The sequence below is a fragment of the Mitsuaria sp. TWR114 genome, assembly GCF_007997345.1.
In genome coordinates this window covers 1-625 of sequence record NZ_VOSR01001067.1, presented here as the reverse complement: position 1 = coordinate 625, position 625 = coordinate 1, and the positions used below count along the sequence as shown (strand labels likewise).

At 72.3% G+C, this 625-nt stretch carries 1 pseudogene; it reads left to right on the top strand.

Going from position 1 to position 625, the window contains the following annotated elements:
• A pseudogene (locus FUT87_RS29675) lies at positions 1 to 625 on the top strand (glycosyltransferase); the annotation flags it as partial.

Below are 625 nucleotides of genomic sequence, written 5' to 3'. Positions count from 1 at the left end.
CGCGCGTCTACCTGGAACACGACCCGCCGCAGCAGCATCCCACCGACACCCTGCACTGGGTGCAGGACCCCGGCGCGATGCTGGTCCATTGCACCCACTTCAACGCGCTGATGTGGGACGCGGGCCGGACGCCGACCCGGGTGGTCGAGCACGGCGTGCGGCCGCTGACGCAGGTGGTCTATCGTGGCGAGCTGGAGCGCGGGCTGGTGGTCGTCAACCACCTGCAGCGCCGCGGCCGCCGCCTGGGCGCCGACCTGTACCGGGAACTGCTCGAGCGGGTGCCGCTGACGCTGGTGGGCATGGGCAGCGAGGCGCTGCCAGGCGGCTGGGGCGAGGCCTCGCAACTGGAGCTGCCGGCCCACATGGCCTCGCACCGCTTCTTCCTGCATCCGGTCCGCTACACCAGCCTGGGCCTGGCGTTGATCGAGGCGATGCTGATCGCCAGCCGGTCGTCGGCCTGGCCACCACCGAGCTGGCCACCGTCATCCGCAGCGGCGAGAACGGCTTCATCGACAACCGGCCGCAGGCGCTTGCCGACACCATGGCGCGGCTGCTGCGCGATCGGGCCTGGCCCGCGAGTGGGGCGAGCGCGGCCGCGAGCTGGCCCGGGAGCGATTCAACATCG